Source organism: Flavobacterium gossypii (genome assembly GCF_014138495.1).
In the GTDB taxonomy this organism is placed as follows: Bacteria; Bacteroidota; Bacteroidia; order Flavobacteriales; family Flavobacteriaceae; genus Flavobacterium; species Flavobacterium endophyticum.
The window spans coordinates 2,153,312-2,171,516 of the sequence record NZ_JACJIS010000001.1; the positions used below are offsets into that span (position 1 = coordinate 2,153,312).

Annotated in this window: 15 protein-coding genes; 14 read left to right on the forward strand and 1 reads right to left on the reverse strand. The window is 37.5% G+C overall.

Annotation, left to right across the window (positions count from 1 at the left end; translation table 11 throughout):
* Window positions 1-9: 9 nt before the first annotated feature.
* Window positions 10-759, forward strand: a complete 750-nt coding sequence (locus GGR22_RS09690) for a head GIN domain-containing protein (RefSeq protein WP_182493447.1) — start codon at window positions 10-12, stop codon at window positions 757-759.
* 1 nt (window position 760) lies between these two features.
* Here the strand turns inward: GGR22_RS09690 and gldA are convergent, their stop codons facing one another.
* Window positions 761-1,657 (reverse strand): gliding motility-associated ABC transporter ATP-binding subunit GldA, encoded by an 897-nt coding sequence (gldA, locus tag GGR22_RS09695; RefSeq protein WP_182493448.1) that lies wholly within the window; start codon window positions 1,655-1,657, stop codon window positions 761-763.
* 332 nt (window positions 1,658-1,989) lie between these two features.
* Between gldA and GGR22_RS09700 the strand changes: the two genes are divergently transcribed.
* From GGR22_RS09700 to GGR22_RS09760, 13 genes are all read left to right on the forward strand, one after another.
* Window positions 1,990-2,820, forward strand: coding sequence for a prephenate dehydratase (locus GGR22_RS09700; RefSeq protein ID WP_182493449.1), 831 nt, complete (start codon window positions 1,990-1,992; stop codon window positions 2,818-2,820).
* 11 nt (window positions 2,821-2,831) lie between these two features.
* The gene (locus tag GGR22_RS09705) at window positions 2,832-4,001 is read left to right on the forward strand and encodes a pyridoxal phosphate-dependent aminotransferase (protein ID WP_182493450.1); all 1,170 of its coding nucleotides are present in this window, start codon (window positions 2,832-2,834) and stop codon (window positions 3,999-4,001) included.
* 58 nt (window positions 4,002-4,059) lie between these two features.
* Complete coding sequence (locus GGR22_RS09710) at window positions 4,060-5,142, forward strand: bifunctional 3-deoxy-7-phosphoheptulonate synthase/chorismate mutase type II (RefSeq protein ID WP_121376126.1); 1,083 nt, start codon at window positions 4,060-4,062, stop codon at window positions 5,140-5,142.
* Window positions 5,143-5,273: 131 nt separating this feature from the next.
* Complete coding sequence (gene rsgA / locus GGR22_RS09715; RefSeq protein ID WP_182493451.1) at window positions 5,274-6,257, forward strand: ribosome small subunit-dependent GTPase A; 984 nt, start codon at window positions 5,274-5,276, stop codon at window positions 6,255-6,257.
* A gap of 89 nt (window positions 6,258-6,346) precedes the next feature.
* Entirely contained in the window at window positions 6,347-6,799 is a 453-nt protein-coding gene (gene dtd / locus GGR22_RS09720) for a D-aminoacyl-tRNA deacylase (protein ID WP_182493452.1), read from the forward strand.
* A 50-nt stretch (window positions 6,800-6,849) separates the two neighbouring features.
* Window positions 6,850-8,760, forward strand: a complete 1,911-nt coding sequence (locus tag GGR22_RS09725; RefSeq protein ID WP_182493453.1) for a DUF3857 domain-containing protein — start codon at window positions 6,850-6,852, stop codon at window positions 8,758-8,760.
* A 12-nt stretch (window positions 8,761-8,772) separates the two neighbouring features.
* On the forward strand, window positions 8,773-10,722 hold the full coding sequence (locus GGR22_RS09730) for a DUF3857 domain-containing protein (RefSeq protein WP_182493454.1): 1,950 nt from the start codon (window positions 8,773-8,775) through the stop codon (window positions 10,720-10,722).
* A 2-nt stretch (window positions 10,723-10,724) separates the two neighbouring features.
* Window positions 10,725-11,051, forward strand: coding sequence for a nucleotide pyrophosphohydrolase (locus GGR22_RS09735; RefSeq protein WP_121376131.1), 327 nt, complete (start codon window positions 10,725-10,727; stop codon window positions 11,049-11,051).
* Window positions 11,052-11,107: 56 nt separating this feature from the next.
* Window positions 11,108-13,054, forward strand: a complete 1,947-nt coding sequence (locus tag GGR22_RS09740) for a transglutaminase domain-containing protein (RefSeq protein WP_182493455.1) — start codon at window positions 11,108-11,110, stop codon at window positions 13,052-13,054.
* Between the two features lie 41 nt (window positions 13,055-13,095).
* Window positions 13,096-14,325 (forward strand): 3-phosphoshikimate 1-carboxyvinyltransferase, encoded by a 1,230-nt coding sequence (aroA, locus tag GGR22_RS09745; RefSeq protein WP_182493456.1) that lies wholly within the window; start codon window positions 13,096-13,098, stop codon window positions 14,323-14,325.
* A 177-nt stretch (window positions 14,326-14,502) separates the two neighbouring features.
* On the forward strand, window positions 14,503-15,552 hold the full coding sequence (queA, locus tag GGR22_RS09750; protein ID WP_121376134.1) for a tRNA preQ1(34) S-adenosylmethionine ribosyltransferase-isomerase QueA: 1,050 nt from the start codon (window positions 14,503-14,505) through the stop codon (window positions 15,550-15,552).
* Window positions 15,553-15,725: 173 nt separating this feature from the next.
* Window positions 15,726-17,006, forward strand: coding sequence for a kynureninase (kynU, locus tag GGR22_RS09755; RefSeq protein ID WP_121376135.1), 1,281 nt, complete (start codon window positions 15,726-15,728; stop codon window positions 17,004-17,006).
* Window positions 17,007-17,067: 61 nt separating this feature from the next.
* The gene (locus GGR22_RS09760) at window positions 17,068-18,159 is read left to right on the forward strand and encodes an agmatinase family protein (RefSeq protein ID WP_182493457.1); all 1,092 of its coding nucleotides are present in this window, start codon (window positions 17,068-17,070) and stop codon (window positions 18,157-18,159) included.
* The last annotated feature ends 46 nt before the right edge of the window (window positions 18,160-18,205 follow it).

Sequence of the window (18,205 nt, forward strand, 5' to 3'; positions counted from 1 at the left end):
TATATCGCAATGAAAACAAAAATGCTTAAAACAATATTCTTCCTATTTATAATAGCATTTTTATCATGCGATTCAGAGAACGCAAGCGACTGTTTCCAGACATCTGGCTCACCGATTGAAAAAGAATTTAGCGTTGAAGATTTTAAGAAAATTAATATTTCTGAAGGAATCGAATTGATCATAAAACAAGGAACGGAAACGAAAGTAGTTGTAAGAACAGGTGAAAACCTAATAAGTGGCATTACGGCCGAAGTTTCGAATAATGAACTTTTTCTCCGAAATTCAAACGGATGCAATTGGGTCAGAGATTACAATACGACAAAAGTGTATGTCACGACTCCCACATTGATAAATGTATATTCTTCTTCCCAATTTGGAGTAAAATCAGATGGCGTATTAAGTTTTCCGAACCTGTCATTACAATCTGGAATGTTTGGAAACACAGCTTCGGGAACCTTTGAACTTGAGGTCAACTGTGTCAACCTAAATATAGAAGACAATAAATCGTCCTATTTTGCTATTTCAGGATTCACTGATGCTTTGAATGTAGCCTTTTATGATGGCGATGCAAGATTTGACGGTTCAGACTTAAGAGCTAAAGAAGTTTCTTTTTTTCATAGAAGCTCAAATAATATGATCATAAATCCGATAAATAAAATTTCAGGAACCATTTACAGTACAGGAAATGTTGTCTTGAAAAATGTGCCTCCAATTATCGAAGTTACGCAATTATACCAAGGTCATTTGGTTTATCCTTGACCTATTCTTTGGTGACGTCTCTAAAAATAGCTTCTAGATTTTTGTTCTTCAGATTCAGCTGTAATGTTTTTAATCCATTATCATGAGCAAAATCAAAGATAGCAGGACGCATGTCTTTAGATGTGGAGAAAGTCAGTTCCCAAATCTTATCATTTGTGTTGGTCAGAGCAATTAGATTTGGAATTGTTCTCAACAACTGTTCTTCTACTTTGTGATCAAATTCAACCTCGATAACCTGTTCTTTTTCATCTTTCAGGTTGTTTAATTTTTTATCGGTGACGATCTTTCCGTGGTTGATAATGATAACACGGTCGCAAATCGCTTCCACTTCCTGCATGATATGTGTAGATAGAAAAACCGTTTTGTCTTTCCCTATATTTTTGATCAATTCTCGGATTTCTACCAGCTGATTCGGATCAAGACCTGTCGTCGGTTCGTCCAAAATCAACACATCCGGATTGTGAAGCAAGGCAGTTGCTAAGCCCACACGCTGGCGGTATCCTTTAGACAATTGCCCTATTTTTTTGTGGCTTTCAGGAGTCAGTCCGGTCATTGCAATTACTTCTTCAATTCTGGATTTTGCCACTTTATAAACATCTGCATTAAAAGCTAAATATTCACGTACATATAAATCAAGATATAACGGATTGTGTTCTGGCAAATAGCCAACCGATTTTTGTACTTCTTTCTGAGCACTTGAAACATCATTTCCGTTTACCGAAGCCTTTCCTTCATCAGCAGTGATAAAAGTGGTCAGGATTTTCATCAGCGTAGATTTTCCAGCACCATTCGGGCCTAAAAAACCGACAATTTCGCCTTTTTGGATAGAAAAGGAAATATTATCCAAGGCTTTTTGGTTACCGTAATTTTTTGAGATGGAAGTAACTTCGATTGACATGATTCTTGATTTTGAACAAAAGTAATAAAATGAATAATTAAAACGTATATATGTTATCCGAATTGCATAGCAAGTAAATTAATCGACGATTCAAACGTTGTAGTTAAAAATATTCCTAAAAAACGACTGTTTTATGTAAAGCTTAAAACAAATTTTTCTACTTTAGCCGAATAACAAAACAAAAAATGCAAAACAACCGTTTTTATTTTAGCAATTCTTTTTATTTCTGGAAACAGAAACGGGATTGTCGTGTTGTTATGTAAATAGAATTATATTTAAAAATCAATATAGAAATCCCGATGCAAACCGGGATTTTTTTTTTGCCTAAACTTATGGAAACAAAAATTGCAATTCAAGGAATCAGAGGCTCGTTCCATCACCAAGTCGCTAAAGAATATTTCAATGAAGCATTGGAATTGGACGAATGCATGTCGTTCGATGCTTTGGTGACAAGCTTGGTAGGAAACAAAACCCAGAAAGCGATTATGGCTCTAGAAAATTCGATAGCAGGCTCGATTATACCTAACTATGCCTTGATTGACAGGAACAATCTTCACATTATTGGAGAACATTATCTGGACATTCACATGAACCTGATGGTGCTGAAAGGCCAAAAAATAGAAGACATCAAAGAAGTTCATTCGCATCCAATTGCCTTATTGCAGTGTGGCGAGTTTTTTAAAAAATATCCGCATATAAAATTAGTAGAAAGCGGCGATACGGCAGAAACAGCCCAAAGAATTCAAGAAAAACAACTGAAGGAAATTGCTGCAGTAGCAAGCCCTATTGCGGCAGAAATGTTCGGGCTAGATATTTTGGCTTCCGGGATCCATACGATAAAAAGCAACAAGACGCGGTTTGTAATCTTGAAAACGCAAAACAAAGTCCTGCCTAAAGAAGAAATCAACAAAGCTTCTATAAAATTTGAATTGGATGATACGCCTGGAAGCCTAGCGACAATTTTAAACGTGATGAACAATTGCAAGCTGAACCTGACGAAAATCCAGTCGATGCCGATTATAGAAACGCCTTTCCAGTATTCTTTTTTTGTGGATGTGACTTTTGAAAAATACAAACATTATGAAAAAGCAAAATCAATTCTAGAATTAATGACGACACATTTCAAGGTTTTAGGAGAATACAAAAGAGGAAATAGAAGCTAAAAAAAAGAAACATGGAAAATGATATTGTAATAGGAAGCAAAGGATTCGCCAATCGATTAAATACGGTTGAAGAGTATTACTTTTCAAGAAAATTGCGGGAAGTACGCCAGATGATTTCGGAAGGAAGGCCGGTAATCAATATGGGAATTGGAAGTCCTGATCTAGCGCCACCCAAAAGTGCTATCGAGGCTATCAAAAAAGCAATAGATGATGAAAAAGCACATGAATATCAAAGCTATCAGGGATTGCCGGAATTGAGAAAAGGAATTGCGGATTTCTATAATGCCCAGTTTGGCGTTTCACTCGATGTCAATTCCGAAATTTTGCCCTTGATGGGTTCAAAAGAAGGCATCATGCATGTTTCTTTAGCGTTTTTGAATGAAGGTGATGAGGTCCTGATTCCAAATCCGGGCTATCCAACCTATGCCTCAGTAACTAATTTAGTAGGAGCAAGTCCAATTTTCTATGATCTAAAACAAAAAAACAATTGGGAACCTGATTTAGACTTATTAGAAAAGCAAGACCTGTCTAAAGTCAAACTGATGTGGATTAATTATCCGCACATGCCGACAGGAGCCAGCGGTAGCTTATCGATGTTTGAAAAATTGGTCAGTTTTGCAAAAAAGCATCAGATTGTTCTGGTCAATGATAATCCGTACAGTTTTGTGCTGAATGACAATCCAATTTCTATTTTTCAAGTTGAAGGTACTAAGGATATTGCTTTGGAATTAAATTCGCTTAGCAAAACCTTTAATATGGCAGGCTGGCGTATCGGAATGGTATCTGGGAAATCAGAATTCATCGATGCTATCTTACAAGTGAGAAGCAATATGGACAGCGGCATGTTCTATGGAATTCAAAAAGGAGCCATCGAAGCGTTGAAATGTGGAAAAGAATGGTTCGATGTCCAAAACACGATTTATAAGAAAAGAAGAGCGCTGATCTTTCAATTGGCCGAAAAACTGGGCTGTACATTTGATAAAAAAGCAACAGGAATGTTCGTCTGGGCAAAGCTGCCATTAGCTATAACATCTTCAGAAGAATTTATTGATACAATTTTAATCGAGAAAAACATCTTTATTACGCCAGGAACTATTTTCGGAAGCAATGGCGAAGGCTATATCCGATTTTCATTGTGTATCAAAGAAGAAAAAATTCAAGAAGCGATCGATAGGCTTTAAACAATAGATTTAAAAAATAACTAACTTTGGCCTAGGCCGAAGAAATACCAAAATAAAAATGAAAAATTCAAAAGAATTGAGAAGGTGGTTGGACGATTTCAATTTAGCGCATCCATTAGTAATCGCCGGACCTTGCAGTGCCGAAACAGAAGAACAAGTATTGAAAATTGCCCATGAATTAAAAGACTCAGACGTCAGTATTTACAGAGCAGGAATCTGGAAACCAAGAACACGTCCGGGCGGTTTTGAAGGTGTTGGGGCCATCGGTTTGAAATGGTTGCAGAAAGCAAAAGCTGAAACGGGACTGCTCATGGCTACCGAAGTAGCAAATGCAGCTCATGTGCAACTGGCTTTAGAACATGACATTGATGTTTTGTGGATTGGAGCGAGGACAACAGTAAATCCTTTTGCCGTTCAAGAAATTGCCGATGCTTTAAAAAATACTGACAAAATTGTATTAGTAAAAAATCCTGTAAACCCAGATTTAGCCTTATGGCTGGGAGGTGTTGAACGTTTATACAATGCAGGAATCAAAAAACTAGGAGTCATCCACAGAGGATTTTCGACTTACGAAAAAACAAAATACAGAAATATACCCGAATGGCAATTGGCTATCGAATTGCAGAATCGTTTCCCAGATTTGCCCTTGATTTGCGATCCTTCGCACATTACAGGAAAACGCGAGATGATTCAAGAAGTTTCCCAACAAGCCTTGGATTTGAACTATGACGGATTGATTATCGAAACGCACACAGATCCTGATAATGCTTGGAGTGATGCCGCACAGCAAGTCACGCCTACCCGACTAAAACAAATTTTCGAAGATTTAAGAGTCAGGAAAGAAACCGAAGAAGCTTCCGATTACAACCAAAAATTAAACCGCCTTCGTGTAGATATTGATGAATATGACGCCAAGATTATTGAGATTTTAGGAAAAAGGATGGTTGTCGCCGATAAAATCGGAGCACTAAAAAAAGAAAAAAATGTAGCGGTGCTGCAAAACAAAAGGTGGAATGAGATCTTAGGCAAGATGATTTTAGAGGGAGAAGAAAAAGGCCTGAGCGAAGAATTCATCTTAAGAATTTTTAAAGCAATACACCAAGAAAGCATCAGCCACCAAGAAAAAATCATTAACGGATAAACAGCAACCTTAAATTTAAATGACGAAATTATATTGTTCGATTGTAAAACAGTAATTTTGTCGTTTAAATTTAACAATACGCTTTCTTGTTTCGGAAAAATCTGAAATCTGAAATCTGAAATCTGAAATGAATGACTGGAACTGTTTATAAATCTACCGGAAGCTGGTATACCGTGAAATCCGAAGACGGAAACTTTATGGAATGCAGGATTAAGGGCAAATTCCGCATGAAAGGAATCAAAAGCACAAATCCGATTGCAGTAGGCGACATCGTGGATTATGAACTCGACAAAACGTCAGACAAAGTCACAGGCACGATTCACAAGATTCATGATCGAAAAAACTATATCGTTCGCAAATCTGTGAATTTGTCAAAACAGGTTCATATCATTGCTTCTAACATAGACCAGGTTTTCCTTCTCATCACGATTAACAATCCACCGACAACGACTAGCTTTATCGATCGATTTTTGGTGACGGCAGAAGCTTATGGAATTGAAGCCGTTTTGGTTTTCAATAAAATAGATACCTATGACGATGCAATGCTAGACGAGCAATTGTACCTTCAATATGTTTACTCCAATATAGGCTACCAATGCCTCCGCGTTTCGTCAACAGAAGGAAAAGGAATCGACAAGCTAAAAGAAATGATGATTGGCAAAGTATCGATGTTTTCCGGACATTCAGGTGTCGGAAAATCAACATTAGCCAATGCGCTCGAACCGACATTGCATTTAAAGACTACTGTTATTTCCGAACAAAGCAAGCAAGGCCAGCACACGACGACTTTTGCCGAAATGTACGATTTGTCTTTTGGTGCTAGGATTATCGACACGCCAGGAATCAAAGGCTTTGGGATTGTTGATATGGAGAAATCAGAAATCAGCGGTTATTTCCCAGAATTTTTTGCCTTACAAGACCAATGCAAGTTCAACAATTGCCTACATAAAGAAGAACCGCATTGCGCCGTTAAGGAAGCTTTAGAAAAAGATGAGATCGCTTGGTCGCGCTATAGAAGCTATCTTCAAATTTTAGAGGGCGATGACGAACATTATCGCACCGATGATTATGCTGATGAAAGAGCCGAAAGCGATGAAAATAGAAATCAGAAATAGGCAAAAGTTGTAAAGCCAAAAGTCAGAAAGTCGTAAAGACTGATATGATTGATTTTTGACTTTATGACTTTCGACTTTAAGACTATAAAATGAAAGCCGTCATTCAGAGAGTTTCCCATGCCTCAGTTACTATTGAAGGAAAAAAAGTAAGTGAAATCCAAAATGGATTGCTCGTTTTGCTCGGCATTGAAGATGCTGATGCAAAAGAAGATATCGAATGGCTTTCTGGCAAGATTGCCAATCTTCGGATTTTTGGTGATGCAGAAGGCGTCATGAATTTATCCGTAAAAGATGTCGCAGGAGACATTATTGTCGTCAGTCAATTTACGCTTCATGCTTCTACCAAAAAAGGAAACCGCCCATCTTATATAAAAGCTTCAAAACCAGATATCGCAATTCCTTTATATGAGAGTTTTGTGAGACAAATGGAGGCTGATTTAGGCAAAAAAATCCAGACCGGAGAATTTGGAGCCGACATGAAAGTCGCTTTGCTAAATGACGGTCCGGTGACCATAATTTTTGACACAAAAAACAAAGAATAAGACTTGTAGATTAGTTTTATTATTTTATTTTTGGAAAAATTTAACATTTAATGAAAAAATTGTTACTCCCCCTGGTTATCTTCCTATTATTTGCCGAAGTGACTATCGCACAGGATATTGAATATACTGTCGCAAACATTCCTGTAGAACTTAAAGAAAACGCAAATGCCGTGGTGCGCTTGAATCAAAAAGACATTGTCATTGCTTCAAGAAAGTCGATGGTAATAACTACAAAAAGCATTGTAACGGTACTTAATGAAAACGGATTGCAACATGTGGACCTTTCAGAGTCTTTTTTCGGAAGGGAACGTATTAAATCTATTGAAGCACAGATTTATAATTCTTCTGGTAAGGAAATCAAAAAAATCAAAAGAAAAGATTTTAAAGAAAATTCAGTTTCTGAAGGCTCAATTATATCGGATAATAAAATACTTTATGGCGAATATACGCCTACAGAATATCCTTTCACAGTTGTTTTTCAAAGTGAGAAAGAAACTTCAAATACAGCTTTTATTCCATCATGGTATCCTGTTGAAGGTTTTTCTGTTGGTGTAGAAAAAGCGGTACTAAATATTCAAGTTGCCCCAGATTTAGGGTTTAAGTATAAAGAATTTAATATGCTCAATGTTCCGAATATTTCAAAACAAGAAAAAGAAAGTGGTTTGTCTTTTATAGCCAATAATCTTGTTGCTTATAAATATGAAGACTATTCGCCAGCCTTTAATTCTTATGCGCCTAACGTGATGATGGGACTAGATGTATTCAATCTCGAAGGAGTTGACGGTAGTGCAAAAAGTTGGGCCGATATGGGGAAATGGTTTTCAGATAAGATTTTAGCAGGTACATCTGAATTGCCAGAAGAAACTAAAATTAAAATTAAAACTTTAATCGGTGACGAAAAGGATCCATTAAAAAAAGCCAAAATAATTTATAAGTACGTTCAAGAAAAAGTAAGATATATTAGCATTCAAGAAGGGATTGGCGGTTGGAGACCAATGCTAGCAAAAGATGTTGATCGTTTAGGATACGGAGATTGTAAAGCTCTAACGAATTATACAAAATCACTTTTAGATGTTGTAGGAGTACAATCGTATTATGTGAGATTATACGGTGATCGAGGTAAAAAAAGTGTTATCCCTGATTTCGTATCAATGCAAAGTAATCATGTTATTTTGGCAATTCCTGATGGAGAAAAATATATTTGGTTAGAATGTACTAGCCAAACCTTGCCTTTTGGATTTCAAGGCGATTTTACTGATGATAGAAACGCCCTTGTTCTTAAGCCTGAAGGAGGAGAAATTGTTAGAACAAAAATATATGAGGCGAAAGACAATACCCAGATTACTAAAGGGAATTATAGCCTTTCCAATGATGGAGCAATTTCTGGCAAAGTAGAAATTAAATCCAAAGGAATTCAATATGACAATAAATTATATTTTGATGGGAAGTCGATAGATGATTTAAAGAAGATTTATAAGGATTATTTTAATCATATTAATAATTTAAAAGTCACAAAAATAACTATTGCTAATGATAAAGATAATATCGAATTTACAGAGAATATCTCTTTGGAAGCTACTGAATATGCAAATAAATCAGGTAATAGATTAATTTTTGCTTTAAATGCTTATAATCCGTCTTCAGTGGTTCCTCAACGTTATAGAAATCGGAATAACCCATTTGAAATTTCAAGAGCATTTTATGATTATGACGAAGTCACAATAGACTTGCCCCAAGGCTTTACTATCGAGGCTAGACCACAAGATACAGAAATAAAAGATAGTTTTGGGTATTATAAAACAGAATATGTTGTCTTAAATGAAAATCAGTTACTTTATAAGAGGACATGCCAAACTAATTCAGGACTGTTTGACAAAAAGGAATATGAAAACTTCAGGAAATTCCGCGAACAGATTGCCAAAAACGATAATGCAAAAATAGTACTAGTTAAAAACCAATAGAACTTAACAACCATGAAAAAAAACCTCCTAACAATCTGTCTATTCTTATTTGCGTTGTGTGCGTTTGGCCAAGCAAAATATGAACTAGGGAAAGTTACCATCGAAGAACTAAAAGAAAAGAAACATCCAAAAGATACGGCTGCCGTTGCTGCAATTCTGTTTAAGAATGGTAAAACCTATTTTGATGTAGATTCCGAAAGAAACTGGATTCTGGTTACGGAAGTAGAAACAAGAATTAAGATTTATAAAAAAGACGGCTATTCGTTAGCAAATCAACAAGTAGGTTATTATACAGGCGGAAAGCAAGTCAGGCTGTTTTTTGATGATGCAGTAACTTACAATCTGGTTGGCGACAAAATTGAAAAAACCAAACTGAAAAGCGACGGAGAATTTACTGAGAAGGTTACCGAAGATTACAGCTATAAAAAAATAGCATTGCCTAATGTAAAAGAAGGCAGTATCATCGAGTACAAATACACACTTAAAACGCCGTATTTTGCTTTGATGAATGATTGGTATTTTCAATATCCTATTCCAGCAAACCATGTCCAATACAAAACGACAATACCAGAATACTTTTTTTACAATGTTTTCATGAAAGGCTATTTACCTGTTAATAGCACAGCTCCAATCAAATCTAGGAACAACCAATTAGGTTTTGATGAGGTAATCACTTCATATTCCATAGATGATGTAAAAGCGATCAAACAAGAACCTTATGTGAATAACATGGACAATTATACTTCCATGATCCAGATGGAGCTTGCTTCGACTTATTATCCTCAAAGAGGATCTGAATCGTATGCTACCGATTGGGAAACTGTAGCCAAAAAAATCTATGAGTATAAAGATTTTGGAGATGAGCTGAAAGCTACTTCCTATTTTGAGAAAGATTTGGATGCTGTATTAAAGGACATTCCTTCAAGAGAAGATAGGGTTAATGCCATCTTTAATTATGTGAAATCTAGGATGAACTGGAACGAGCGATTTGGTTATTATTGCAATGTTGGAGTCAAAAAAGCATACGCCGAAAAGGTAGGAAATGTAGCAGAAATCAATCTGATGCTTGTCGCTATGCTACGCTATGCTGAAATTAAAGCAAATCCTGTTTTGGTAAGCACACGTTCTAATGGAATTGCCTTGTTTCCAAATAGAGGAGCATACAACTACGTGGTTGCGGCTATTGAGCTTGAAAACAAAGAAGTATTATTGCTGGATGCGACTACAAAAAATGCCTTGCCAGATATTTTGCCTGTTAGAGCATTGAATTGGACAGGAAGAATGATAAGAAGAGACAAGACTTCTGTAGAAATTGGGCTTATGCCTAAAATGAAATCTAAGGAAGTTATTAATGTTATAGCTTCTATCGATACTGATGGAAAAGTTACGGGAAAAGTAAGAGAACAGTATTTCGATTACAATGCCTATAGCTTTAGAGAGCACTACTTGACCATGCCAAAAGATAAATATCTTGAGCAGATGGAAAAACGCTATAACGGAATAGAAGTCGAAGATTATTCGACGGCAAATGATAAAGATTTATCAAAACCAATGATGGAAAGTTACAGCTTTGCACATTCAAATGTTGTCGAACATATCGGAAACAAAGCCTATTTCTCGCCAATGCTTCATTATACACAAACTGAAAACCCGTTTAAAGATGAAACAAGAGAATTTCCTATAGATTTTGTTTACCCTTCTCAAGACAAATATTCTTTCGCTATTACCATTCCAGAAGGCTATGAAATTGAATCGCTTCCTACGCCTCTTGCTATTGCAATGGAAGAAAATATTGGTTCTTTCAAATACAATATTTCGCAAGCCGGAAGACAGATTCAAGTATCGGCTGCAATAGAAATTAACTATGCGAATATCCCAGCAGATTTTTATGTTACGCTAAGAGATTTCTACAAAAAGATGCTAGAAAAACAAAACGAAAAAGTAGTGCTTAAAAAAGTATAATTATGGACATAAAAAATGCACAGCTCGAAGTTGATAATTGGATTAAAGAGCATGGAGTCCGTTATTTTAATGAACTTACCAATATGGCGCAGCTCACCGAAGAAGTCGGTGAAGTGGCCCGTATCATAGCACGCCGATACGGTGAGCAGTCTGAAAAAGAATCCGATAAAAATAAAGACTTAGGAGAAGAACTTGCCGATGTCGTTTTTGTTGTGCTTTGCCTTGCCAACCAGACAGGAATCAATCTCCAAGAAGCTTTTGATAAAAAAATGGACTTGAAATCAAATAGAGACAAAGACCGACACAAGAACAACGAGAAACTTAAGTAACAATACTAAATCATAAGACAAAATAGTATAGTTAACCATCAATAGGACGCAACAGAATGAAAAAGAGCTTTCTGATAATCAGTATCTTCTTGTTTGCCGTATGTGCATTAGGTCAAAAAAAATACGAATTAGGGAACGTTACAATTGATGAGCTCAAAGAAAAAGCACATCCTAATGATACAACAGCAGTAGCAGCTATCCTATTTAAAAAAGGGAAAACCTATTTTGATCTTGACTTTTTAAATTGGACTATTACTACCGAAGTTGAGCTGAAAATTAAAATTTACAAAAAAGAAGGCTATGTTTTTGCTGATCAGCAGATACAATACTATAGTGGAGGAAACCAAGTCGAGGTTGATTATGATAATGTAGCGACCTATAATCTGGTTGGCGACAAGATTGAAAAAACCAAATTGAAAAAAGACGGAAAGTTCACTGAAGAAGTCAATGGAAGCTATAGCAATAAAAAAATTACATTACCAAAAGTAAAAGAGGGCAGCATAATTGAATATAAGTATACGATCAAAACGCCTAATTTTATCACTTTTGATGATTGGTATTTTCAATATCCAATTCCTGCCAATCATGTTGAATATTTAGTGGCGATGCCCGATTTTTTTTCTTATAATACCTATATAAAAGGAAATTTAAACATTGATAAGACTATTCCAGACATTCCAGCAAGAAAAGGAAAAAGTTTTAGTGAAAAGAGGCGCTTGTATTCTGTAGATAATGTAAAGGCGTTTAAGGCAGAAGCGTATGTGAATAATATTGAAAATTATATTCCGACGTTACAAATGGTGCTGGCTTCGGCAAATATATCAGAAGGAGTGGTTAAGTCCTATTCTACTGATTGGGCTTCCGTTGCCAAGAATATATATGATGCTGAAAGTTTTGGAGGAGAAATAAAATCCACATCTTATTTTCAAAAAGATCTTGATTTATTATTACAAAATGTCACTTCAAATGACATGAAAGTAAACATGATTTTTAATTACGTTCAGGCCAAAATGAATTGGGACAGGACAAATGGCTATTTTAGTCATGTTGGCGTTAGCAAAGCTTATGCTGAAAAAGTTGGGAATGTAGCAGAAATCAACCTGATGTTGATAGCAATGCTACGATATGCTGGGATAGAAACGAATCCTGTTCTAGTCAGTACGCGATCTAACGGCATTGCTTTGTTTCCAAATCCGTCAGCGTATAATTATGTTATTGCTGCCGTTGAACTTGTTAATGATCAATTACTTTTGCTAGATGCGACCACAAAAAGTGCAGTGCCAAATATCTTGCCTGTCGAAGCGCTCAATTGGAAAGGAAGAATGATACGGAAAGATGGAACGTCTATTGAAGTCGATCTTATGCCTAAGATGAGTTCCAAGGAGATTACTAACGTCATGGCTTCTATTGAGACAGATGGAAAAATAATTGGGAAAACGAGACAGCAATATTATGATTATAATGGGTATGTTTTTCGAGAGCATTTTTTAACCCTGCCGAAAGATAAATATCTTGAAGAAATCGAAAAAATGTACAAAGGAATAGAAATTGAAGAATATTCGACTGCTAATGACATTGATTTGTCCAAACCATTAATAGAAAATTATAACTTTACACATAATAATATTGTTGAGAACATAGGCAGCAAAGCCTATTTCTCACCCATGCTTTATTATGCAAGGACTGAAAACCCATTTAAGGATGAAGAGCGTGAATTTCCTATCGATTTTAATTATCCTCATCATGACAAACATTTCTTTACGATCAGTATACCTGATGGTTATGAAATAGAATCGCTTCCTGCACCTATTGCTCTTTCGATGGAAGAAAACATAGGGTCTTTCAAATACAATATTTCGCAAGCAGGACGGCAGATTCAGTTAACAACCGTGTTTGAAATTAATTATTCAAATGTCTCGCCCGAATTTTATGGCACGATAAGAGATTTCTACAAAAAAATGATAGAAAAGCAGAACGAAAAAGTAGTGCTTAAAAAAGTATAAGACTCACAAAACAACGAAAAGCTCAAGTAGCATAGTAACAAATGAATCTAGTTTTAAACCCTGCCATCTGCAATCCGAAATCTGAAATTTCCATAACAGGATCAAAGTCAGAAACCAATAGGCTGTTGCTTTTGCAGGCGTTATTTCCAAATATTGTTCTAGAGAATACGTCAAATTCTGATGATTCCGATGTAATGGCGGAAGCGCTTAACACAAAAGATTCAGTCATCGACATACATCATGCAGGTACCGCTATGCGTTTCCTGACAGCTTATTTTGCAACCCAAGAAAACCGCGAAGTGGTCCTTACAGGTTCTTCGAGAATGAAAGAACGTCCGATCAAAATTCTGGCGGAAGCGTTGCGACAATTAGGAGCTTCGATTTCGTATGAAGAAAAAGAAGGCTTTCCGCCGATTCGAATCAAAGGAAGAAAACTCTCCAAAAGCAGAGTCTCACTTCCCGCAGATATCAGCAGCCAATATATTTCTGCACTGCTGTTAATCGCACCAAAACTTGAAAATGGACTGGAACTTCTATTGGAAGGAAAAATAACATCGGTGCCTTACATCAAGATGACGCTGGCTCTGTTAGAAGAAATCGGAGTCAAAACTAAATTCCAAGAAAACACAATTACAATACTGCCAAAGTCACCAAATGGCGAACCACATACCTTGACAGTAGAATCCGATTGGAGCTCGGCATCGTATTACTATTCGATAGTGGCTCTCGCCGCAATTGGCACAGAAATAAAACTTTCCAGCTATAAGAAAAACAGTCTTCAAGGCGATTCGGCTCTGGCAGAAATTTATAAAAATTTCGGAGTAAAGACTAGTTTTGGAACGAACTCGGTTACTCTTCAAAAGATTGAAAGCCATAACACAAATACACTGGAATTAAACCTGAACGATTCTCCCGATATTGCACAAACGGTTGCTGTAACCTGCTTCGGACTAGGAATGCCGTGCTATTTGACAGGACTGCATACCCTTAAGATCAAGGAAACCGACCGACTGGAAGCATTAAAATCAGAATTAGAAAAGCTCGGAGCCAAGATAAAAGTAACAGACGATTCCTTGCAATTAGAAGCTTCAACCGAAATAAATCCAAATGTTTCAATAGCAACGTATAACGATCATAGAATGGCAATGGCCTTTGCGCCTTTATCGCTAAAAATCCCTATAATTATAAAAGAAGCAGAAGTCGTATCAAAATCGTACCCAGACTTTTGGGATGACCTAAAAAGTATTGGTTTTCAAATAAAAGAGTTATAACAATCCCAATGTTTATAGGCCTCAGCACTTTGCAAGTTGGGCGCTTTGCAACTTTCTGATTAAATAAAAGCCAAAACACTTGACAAGGCCTATCGCGCAATCGTATATTTGCACCCGGTCTGAAATTTAGCCTTCAGTAAGAACCTAAGTTTTCATACCTCAAATCTAAATTCTATTATGAAATTATCACACTTCAATTTCAATTTGCCAAAAGAGCTTTTAGCAGAATACCCAGCAGAAAATAGAGACGAGTCTCGCCTGATGGTCGTAAACAGAAAAACTAAAACCATCGAGCACAAGATGTTCAAAGACGTAATCGATTATTTCGAGGAAGGTGACGTGATGGTATTGAACAATACTAAAGTTTTTCCTGCCAGATTGTACGGAAATAAAGAAAAAACAGGAGCCAGAATTGAAGTTTTCTTGTTGAGAGAACTAAATGCAGAACAAAGATTATGGGACGTTTTGGTTGACCCAGCACGTAAAATCAGAATCGGAAATAAATTATATTTCGGAGATGACGATTCATTAGTAGCTGAGGTAATTGATAATACGACATCAAGAGGAAGAACATTGCGTTTCCTTTATGACGGTTCTTATGAAGAATTCAGAAACAAACTGACAGAGCTTGGAGAAACTCCAATCCCTAAATACATCAACCGCGAAGTAACTCCAGAAGATGCGGAGCGTTACCAAACTATCTACGCAAAAGAAGAAGGAGCCGTGGCAGCACCTACAGCGGGACTGCATTTCTCAAAACACCTTTTGAAGAGATTAGAAATCAAAGGAATTGACTTTGCAGAAGTAACACTTCACGTAGGATTGGGAACCTTCAACCCAGTTGAGGTAGAAGATTTGTCAAAACACAAGATGGATTCTGAAGAGTTGAAAATCACTCAAGAAGCTTGCGATATCGTTAACGAAGCCAAAGCGAAAAAGAAAAAGATATGTGCCGTAGGAACCACATCGATGCGTGCTATCGAAAGCTCGGTTTCCTCTGCAAAAACATTGAATCCATATGATGGTTGGACAAACAAATTTATTTTCCCTCCACACGATTTTAGTATTGCAGACTGCATGATTACCAATTTCCATACGCCAAAATCAACACTTTTGATGATGATTTCAGCGTTTACTGGACATGACCTGATGAAGAAAGCGTACGAAGAAGCGATCAAAGAAGGATACAAATTCTATTCGTATGGTGATGCGATGCTGATCCTATAATCAGTACTTCCTTATACAAATCAAGATCTCGTCAGCAATGGCGAGATTTTTTGTTTTACAGAATTGTTTTGTCTGGCGAAAAATTCACAATATCAGTTCCAAACTGCACCCTTCCCAAAATTTTTCCACACTCAATCTTTTTTCCTATTTTTACGACCATTAAAAAACAACCAATGACCTTTCAAAATACCCGTGAATTCGCACAAGAACTAGATTCGCAAGACAAACTGCACCACTACAGAAACGAATTTCTTTTCCCACAAGTAAATGGTAGAAAAGTGATTTACTTCACAGGAAACTCCCTAGGACTGCAACCAAAACGAACAAAAGCGTATGTAGACGAAGTGATGGATGATTGGGCAAAGCTGGCTGTCGAAGGCCATTTTTATGCTGAAAAACCTTGGTGGGATTACCACGAAAGATTTGCGGCACCTTTAAGCAAATTAGTAGGGGCGCTTCCTTCCGAAGTCACCGTAATGAACACCTTGACTGTAAACCTTCATCTTTTAATGGTTTCGTTCTACAGGCCTACAGAGAAAAAATATAAGATACTCTGCGAATCAAAAGCCTTTCCGAGCGACCAATACATGTTTCAGAGCCAAGTGCGCTTTCACGGATTAGATCCAGAAGATACCATCGTAGAATTGCATAGAAGAGAAGGAGAACACAACATCCGATTAGAAGATGTCTTAGCCAAGATCGAAGAGATCGGAGACGAATTGGCCTTGGTATTGATCGGAGGCGTAAATTATTATACCGGACAAGTTTTTGACATCAAGACCATCACCGAAGCAGGACACAAAGTCGGCGCTTATGTAGGCTGGGATTTGGCGCATGCTGCCGGAAACATAAAACTTGAATTGCACGACTGGGATGTAGATTTTGCAGCTTGGTGCAGTTATAAGTACATGAACTCCGGACCTGGAAACGCGTCAGGATGTTTTATACACGAAGACCACCACGACAATTATGAGCTGAATCGTTTTGCAGGATGGTGGGGCCACAACAAAGAAAGACGCTTTTTGATGGAACCGAAATTCTCGCCAGAAGCAGGAGCGAATGGCTGGCAGATCAGCAATCTTCCGGTATTGACATTGGCACCGTATCTCGCATCAGTAGAAATGTTTGCCGAAATCGGAATGGATGCCCTGATTGAAAAAAGAGACAAGATTACCTCGTATCTCGAATTTATCCTGAAAGAAATAGACAAAGAAGTCAGCAGCACTTTTGAGATCATCACGCCTGAAAACCCTGCAGAGAGAGCCTCGCAGCTATCCGTATTCCTGCACGGAGAAGGACGCTCGTTATTTGACTACCTTATGAAAAATGGGGTCATAACTGACTGGAGAGAGCCGAATGTAATCCGATTGGCGCCTGTACCATTATACTGTTCTTTTGAAGATATGTATGAATTCGGACAGATTTTAAAAGAAGGAATCCAGTCACACAAGTAATAGATCGAAAATTCGTTGCAGTTAGTGCTACTTCGCCAATTGCACGCCCAAAATATACATCATGACAAAAGAACAAATAATTAAAAACTTTGACCCGAGCCAGCCAGGCTTGGCAGACGCAAGTATTTTCGGCCTTCCTTTTTCGGCAGAAGACAGCGAAATCATTATCATTCCGGTGCCTTGGGAAGTAACCGTAAGTTATGGAGCAGGCGCATCAGAAGGTCCAGAAGCGATTCTTGATGCCTCTTTCCAAGTAGATTTGCACCATCAAGAATTTCCGGAATTATGGAAGCTCGGCATCTATCTTGACCAGAATGAACAGACAGAGAAATGGGTCGCAGATAGCGCCAAATACAAAGGATTGGCACAGCCGATTATCGAAGCTTTAGAAAACGGAGAAGTTATCGAAAGCCTGCCGGCACTGCAGTCGGATTTAGACAAGATAAACAAAGTCTGCAAAGACCTTAAGGACGAAGTAAAAGAACGCGTGCTTTATTGGACAAAAAAAGGCAAAAAAGTAGCACTTTTGGGGGGCGACCACTCTACACCATTAGGCTATTATGAAGCTTTGGCTACACAACACCATGAATTTGGACTGTTGCACCTTGATGCTCATATGGATTTACGGATTGCCTACGAAGGATTTAAATATTCTCACGCTTCCATCATGTATAATGCTTTGCAGTTGCCGCAGATTACCAAAATCGTACAAGTTGGTATCCGCGATTTCTGCCAGCAGGAAGTAGAAACGGCTTTCGAGCAAGGAAATAGAGTCTTGGTACATACTGATATGGATTTGAAAGCCGAAGCCTATACTGGAAAGACATGGGAACAGCAATGCGACGCTATCATTGCCACGCTGCCACAAAAAGTAGCCATCAGCTTTGATATCGACGGAATGTATCCTTGGTACTGTCCCAATACGGGTACTCCTGTACCGGGCGGATTCTCTTTTGAACAAGCCGCTTATCTTTTGAGCAAGCTAGGTGAAAGCGGTAAAGAAATCATAGGTTTCGATTTGGTAGAAGTAGCGCCAGGCGATGATGATTGGGACGGAAACGTAGGCGCACGCATGCTTTTCCACATGTGTGGTGTTTTAGCCAAGAACAACGGCTTGAACGTTGGGCAAAAAATCAAATTCAATAGGCAGTAATAATCTTCCTAAAATAAAAAAACAATGGGCCTCAAAGGGCCCATTG